Genomic DNA, 5962 nt, shown 5'->3' with positions numbered 1-5962 from the left:
TGATGAAGGAAGAGAAATTGACGAAGATGTTTCAACGCTTCCCTATTAAATATTAAAAACGAATTAGCGTATTAATTATGATACGCTAATTTTTTTAATATTGATCCTTTAGCAGAAACCTATAACACCTGGTCTACGTATGTCTTCAGCGGAAACAGAGTTGTTGATTCCCGTGAGCTGGAAGGACTGGAACCAGCGAGTACAAAAAATGAAAGTGCTCTTCCGTCCGATCCAATGGAGTTTGCTGAATTTGTGCTATAACAATAGATTCGCTACAAATTAAGAGAAGGTTTTCTTAGCCATAAAAGATACCGGAAATAAAAAGAGGAGACCTTTTTGGGTCTCCCTTTCCGTATATCTAAAAGCCTATTGCTGGTAGGTTGCTCCCCAGCAGAGCCTACTTCCTCTTGGGCTTTGAGACTAAATTAGTATTTTTTTGTCTTATGTAATTTAAATACGTATAATTTCTGGGCAATATTTCTTCATTTGAGTCCCAAAATTTAGCAGTAACATCAGGCTGAATAGGGATAAGATGTTCCAAAGACTGTAATTTTTCCCAAGGCGTTTTTCCATTCAAAGAAGAGCGTGGTCTTTTCTTATTGTAAAACTCCTGCCATTCAATAGATAAAGTATTTAAATTAAGATCTGGATCAGATAAATCCACCAGTGACCAGAATTCGGATTTGTCAGTCTGTTGGGTTCTTTCTACTTTACCATTTAAATGAGGGGATCTGGGCTTTATAGGTCTGTATTTGATAAAATGTTCATGCAGCTCATATTGGAAGGAGTAATTAAAAAATTCCGTACCCCAATCGGTTTGAATATGCTGTATAGGAAAATAGAATGTATCCAAAATTTCACCTAAAAAATGTATCGTACTTTCTGCTTTTTTATTAGGGTAAACTCTAATAACTTTCATTCTTGTGCAGTCATCAATAGCTGTAAATTGATAAGCCTTACTCCTGATTTTAGTAACATCCAGCTGAACTCTATCCCCTGGAACTTCTTTGCTGTATCTTTTGTAATCAGATTTTTTACGTCTTTTTACTACAGGATTAACTTTGTGTTTAAAGAGTACCCGCCAAACAGTCATGGCAGATAATGAAGTTCCCATTCTGAGTAGATGGGTTGAGATTCTTGCAGCTCCCCATCTTTTTTTCTCTCTTAAATCGAGGATAATAGATTCAGTTTCTTTTGTAACCTTAGTATTGGTAAGGGTCTTAGGACGTCTTGACTTATCTGACAGTCCTTGTTCTCCTTCTTCTTTATACCTTTTTATCCATCGGTGAAGTGTTGATCTTGCAATTCCACAACGTAAAGCTGTTTTCGTTACAGATCCCGATTCTAAATAGATTTTAAGCCAATCTTTGCGAGCCTTTATTTGCTGTTGCTGTTTATTCATGGATAAAATTTTTGAACTTTACACCATAAATTTAAGTCATTTTTGTAGCGGATCTATTGATACTTTACAATTAAATAAAATTTATTTTTCTCCACTTTGCTACAGTATTCCTGCTTAATTTAAAGTGTATTGCTAACTGAGAATTATTAAGAGCATTTTTCTTTTGATATTCTAAAATTTCCTGAATTGTTGAGAAGTCATAAGATTTGTGTTGTTGATTAGCTATAGTTGTTTCTTTACTCTCCTCATCAAATAGTAAAGAGTTAATTTTAATAATATCTAAAGTTGATAATTCTTGTTTGCACAAAATTGAATGACATTGTTTTATTTTGTCTGGATACTTTCTATTAATAATATCTTTGTAAATCTTTTTATAATTAGGAGATTTTAATTTTTGCATAGGTCTATATATAATTTCTACTGTTTATATTATGAAAATTCTATATAGGGAAAAATTATGTCTTCTAAAGAAGACCGAAGTGTGGCTAATCTTCGGCAACCTAAATTAAACAATTAAAGTCAAAAAAATAATTAATTATTTTCTTAATCATCCTATATTGAATATCTATTGCGAATATGGTTTGTTTGTTTGTTTGTTTGTTTGTTTTTTCAAAAAAAACAGATGTTACTTAGATATTACAAATAGATTTTTTTTAGATTTCAATACTATTGATATTTTTCATCCAGATGTAAATATCAATATCGGAAGGGATATTCAATTTTTTTCTCAATCTATGTTTTCTGGTTTGTATAGATTGAGGTTGTACAAATGTGTAAGCGGCTATATTCTTAGTAGAAAAATTAAGAAATAATAAGGCACAAAACTTTAATTCTGTATTCATCAGCTGTGGTTCTATTTTCAATAATTTTGGAAAAAATTCGGGGTAAACCTCTTGAAACCGAATAAGAAATTCCGGATCATTATTTTTTGCCAATTGTATAACTTCTTCAAAAGAAACATTTAGCTTTTGATTTAATAATTTAGTTTCCTCCTCTTTTACATTTAGAATTTTATTTTTTTTACGTATTCTTCTAATGGTAAATACAACAAAAATAATTACACTAAAAATTCCGATCCATATCCCGTAAAGTAAAAACTTATTTTTAGCTTTTACCTTGTTTTCTTTTAGGGTAACTAACTCTTGTACTGTGTTTTCAATAGCAGGTTGTTTAGCTTTTCCCAAACTGTCCTTAATGGTAATATACTTTTGAAAATATTTTGTCGCGGAATCTTTCTTTCCTATTTGCTGATAAACTCTGGAAATATTATTATAAAGATCTTGTATTTTTATAATATTACGGACATTTTTAGCAAGATAAATTGCATTTTGATAATTAAAAACAGCTGAATCATATTCTTTTTTATGCTCATTAAGCATTCCTTTTACTTTATATAATTGAAAACTATTATTTCCCAAAATCCATTTTGAACGAGACTCTATTGTTTTAAGACGTATTTCTGCTGAATCGATTTTTTTCTCCATAATATCAATTTCTACTAATCCCAAAGAATAAAATACAAACAACATCTCTAGCTTAGTAGTTCGCTTCTTTTTATATTGCAAAACATTGTCAATTCCTTTTTTCAAATACCATCTACATGAATCTAACCTATTTTGCTCTTTATAAATAACTCCAATTTCACAGTATGCTCTGGATTTATCAAATATTCTTAAAGTATCTACAGGAATTTCATCAGCTAATATCACATTCTCTTTTACTTCATGCATAGCTTCACGATAAAGTCCCATATTATAATAATTCGAAGCCAACTGTCTTTTAATTCTAATTTGAAAATCCGGATTATTTCCGGTATATTCTTCTTTCATAGCAAGCTTTAAATTTTCTAACTCTTTTTTATAGTTTTTTGAATTTGAGTAATAAGACGCGATATGTATATATCCCAAAGCTATTCCTTTAGAATAATGAATCTTTTTAGATTCTCTTAGTATAAAAGCACTTCTTTCCAAATATCCACCATTCATTGCCTTTCCTTTCAAGCCCACAATATCAAGTTTATCAGATTCCTTGTCAATGTACTGAGGAGTTATTTTTTGCTGAGCAAATAGAAAAACCGGGAAAAATAGAATAAAAAACTTCATCGTGTATAATGTATGTAGTTAGTTGTAAATACAATAAATATAATAGCAAAATTTAATTATATTAATACAAAATTACAAGCTCAGCATCAAACTCAATAATTTAATTTCTATTACTTTCAAAAATCCATTTAATTAAAGATGAATTTTTAATAGATATATAAGCTTATTATATTTTAATGCAATAATAAAAAAAATACAAATATAGATCTTGTGAAAAAGATATTACATAGATATTACATGGTAGATTTTATAATATTTTTATAAGTTTTATCCTTTCCAATGGCGTCAAGAATTATACTTTGAGTAATAAATTTCCCACATCTTGAAAATCGGGTTGTTAAAAATATAAACTGATAATCAGTGCGTTAAATTTTTGTAATATCTATGTCATAGGTGATTTTTTGTAAAAAAGCTGCTCATTATTATAATATTGCAAGATTAAAAAAGATCAAAAAATTTTAATAAATACATACAAACATGAAAAAAAAATTCTTTCTATTAATTCTTCCGGCATCTGTAATTACTTATTCTCAAGTTGGGATTAATACATCCACTCCACAAAAATCATTACACGTTAATGGATCTTTACAAGTTGTCAATGAGATCAATGTAGGTGGTACGGCAAATACTGCTGGTTCTGCCGGTATCACAGGACAAGTACTTACTTCAAAAGGGACTGGAGTAGCACCAAGTTGGTCTACTTTAGAAGATACAGGAGTTGTAAAGCTTTCTACATTGGCTTTAAAGAATAGTACATATTCCGGTAACTATGCAGCTTATAATTGGTTTACTGTCGTCTGGGAAACAGCACCAAAATTAGACAATACCAAGCTAACTTATAATTCATCAAATGGAGTTTTTACAATTGTGAAATCGGGATATTATCAAATTCTTGCTTCAACACATATTAATATGAGTTTAAATGGTGTTAACGAGACTTCGGGAACAGCTCATACTAGTATTAAAAAAAATACTTCTACAATTGCAAATGTAAATAGCGGTCACTTAGAAAGAACCGACAATGTTTATCACACTATTGCAGGAGCAAGTTATTTTAATTCAGGAGACACTTTGTATGTAGAAGTGACCATGACTCGGAACTATAGAATAGCAGGGGGGGACTCTTTTATCTCAATTACTTATTTGGGACAGTAAGAACATATAATTGAGAGAGATGCAATAGCATTTATGTTTAAAAACAAATTTTGATGTGTGAACATATCCTATACTTCATACAAGAAATGTTTAATCTAGTATTTTCGTTATGTTTTTTAAAAATATACACATTGGCAAACTCATACACATCAGAATAAAGGAAACTAATCTTTCGGTTGAAAGGCTTATGAACTTTTTACAATGTAGTGAAGAAGATATTGAAAACATATATCATAGGAAATCTCTAGATTCAGAAATATTGCTGAAATTAAGTAAAATATTAGAATATGATTTTTTCCGTATATATTCTCAGCATCTTTTATTGTACTCACCACCAGCTTCTAATTCTCCAAAACCAAAACTTAAAATAACAGAATTACCTAGATTCAGGAAAAACATCTATACAATAGAAGTCATAAAATTTATTTTAGACCTTGTAAGGTCTAATGAAAAAACAAAACAACAAATAATTGATGAATACAGAATACCTAAAACTACACTCTATAAATGGCTTAAAAAATATTAATTATATAATGCTGTTGCAACATAAATGATGACAACTATTATAGATGAAATTTTACATTCTCTTTGTACATTTTGTAAAAATCATGTCATCTTTTCTGTGATTCTATTTACACAAATGAGTTTAAATATCTATACAGGGCTTAATCGCCCTGTATTAAGATATGAATGACCATAATTAAATGAGCTTATTAATATCATGTTAGATCTTTATGTATTCAAATTTATGTCTTCGTTTTTCTGAATTGCCATTGAAGGAGATATGAAAGCTACTCGATTGTATCTGGAATGTATCGGAGCTTTTAAAAATACCTCATTGAGTAATCAAATAAATAATCTCAATAATAATACACTGATCCAGAACCAAAATAATCTCATTCAGATCGGAGGAACTGTATTAAATCAGGAAACTATAAAAAATATGAGTCCTGAACAGATCAGTACCATTGAGGGAATACTAAAAACTATTGAGGTAAAAGAAATCGATGAAAGTTTGTAACATTTTCGTGCTTTCTCTACTAACTTAAAGAATAAAATTTTCATTATTGTGTTTTTAGACCTTCTACATAAAGTAGAAGGTTTTTTTTGAAAAGTTAATACCTATTAATTTAATCATTTAATTTTTAAAAAGATTTTCTCACTACCTTAAAATTCCTTAATAGTCAGAAATAATATCATTTAAAATAATTTTAGATCAAAGTAATACCAAAAAGAATTAAACTAATATATAATATTAGATAATTATTTCAACACTAATCTAGGTCCTTCTAATAAATATTCT

At 29.2% G+C, this 5962-nt stretch carries 6 protein-coding genes; 3 read left to right on the top strand and 3 right to left on the bottom strand.

What is annotated here, in order from left to right:
• Positions 1–397 precede the first annotated feature (397 nt).
• The 3 genes from DRF57_RS23170 to DRF57_RS23160 form a co-directional block, all read right to left on the bottom strand.
• Positions 398–1402, bottom strand: a complete 1005-nt coding sequence (locus tag DRF57_RS23170) for an IS481 family transposase (protein ID WP_115921105.1) — start codon at positions 1400–1402, stop codon at positions 398–400.
• A gap of 70 nt (positions 1403–1472) precedes the next feature.
• Positions 1473–1802, bottom strand: coding sequence for a helix-turn-helix domain-containing protein (locus DRF57_RS23165; protein WP_115921104.1), 330 nt, complete (start codon positions 1800–1802; stop codon positions 1473–1475).
• A 253-nt stretch (positions 1803–2055) separates the two neighbouring features.
• Complete coding sequence (locus DRF57_RS23160; protein ID WP_115921103.1) at positions 2056–3504, bottom strand: tetratricopeptide repeat protein; 1449 nt, start codon at positions 3502–3504, stop codon at positions 2056–2058.
• A gap of 477 nt (positions 3505–3981) precedes the next feature.
• On the opposite strand from DRF57_RS23160, the gene DRF57_RS23155 reads away from it, so the two are divergent.
• The 3 genes from DRF57_RS23155 to DRF57_RS23145 all read left to right on the top strand — a co-directional run bounded on the left by DRF57_RS23155 (position 3982) and on the right by DRF57_RS23145 (position 5680).
• Positions 3982–4659 (top strand): hypothetical protein, encoded by a 678-nt coding sequence (locus DRF57_RS23155; protein ID WP_115921102.1) that lies wholly within the window; start codon positions 3982–3984, stop codon positions 4657–4659.
• Between the two features lie 109 nt (positions 4660–4768).
• Entirely contained in the window at positions 4769–5185 is a 417-nt protein-coding gene (locus DRF57_RS23150; RefSeq protein ID WP_115921101.1) for a transposase, read from the top strand.
• Positions 5186–5497: 312 nt separating this feature from the next.
• Entirely contained in the window at positions 5498–5680 is a 183-nt protein-coding gene (locus DRF57_RS23145) for a hypothetical protein (protein WP_123863379.1), read from the top strand.
• Positions 5681–5962: the final 282 nt, after the last annotated feature.

The organism is Chryseobacterium rhizosphaerae (assembly GCF_003385455.1).
In the GTDB taxonomy this organism is placed as follows: domain Bacteria; phylum Bacteroidota; class Bacteroidia; order Flavobacteriales; family Weeksellaceae; genus Chryseobacterium; species Chryseobacterium rhizosphaerae.
The sequence above is the reverse complement of the archived record's forward strand: the minus strand, read 5'-3'. Positions and strand labels throughout refer to the sequence as shown.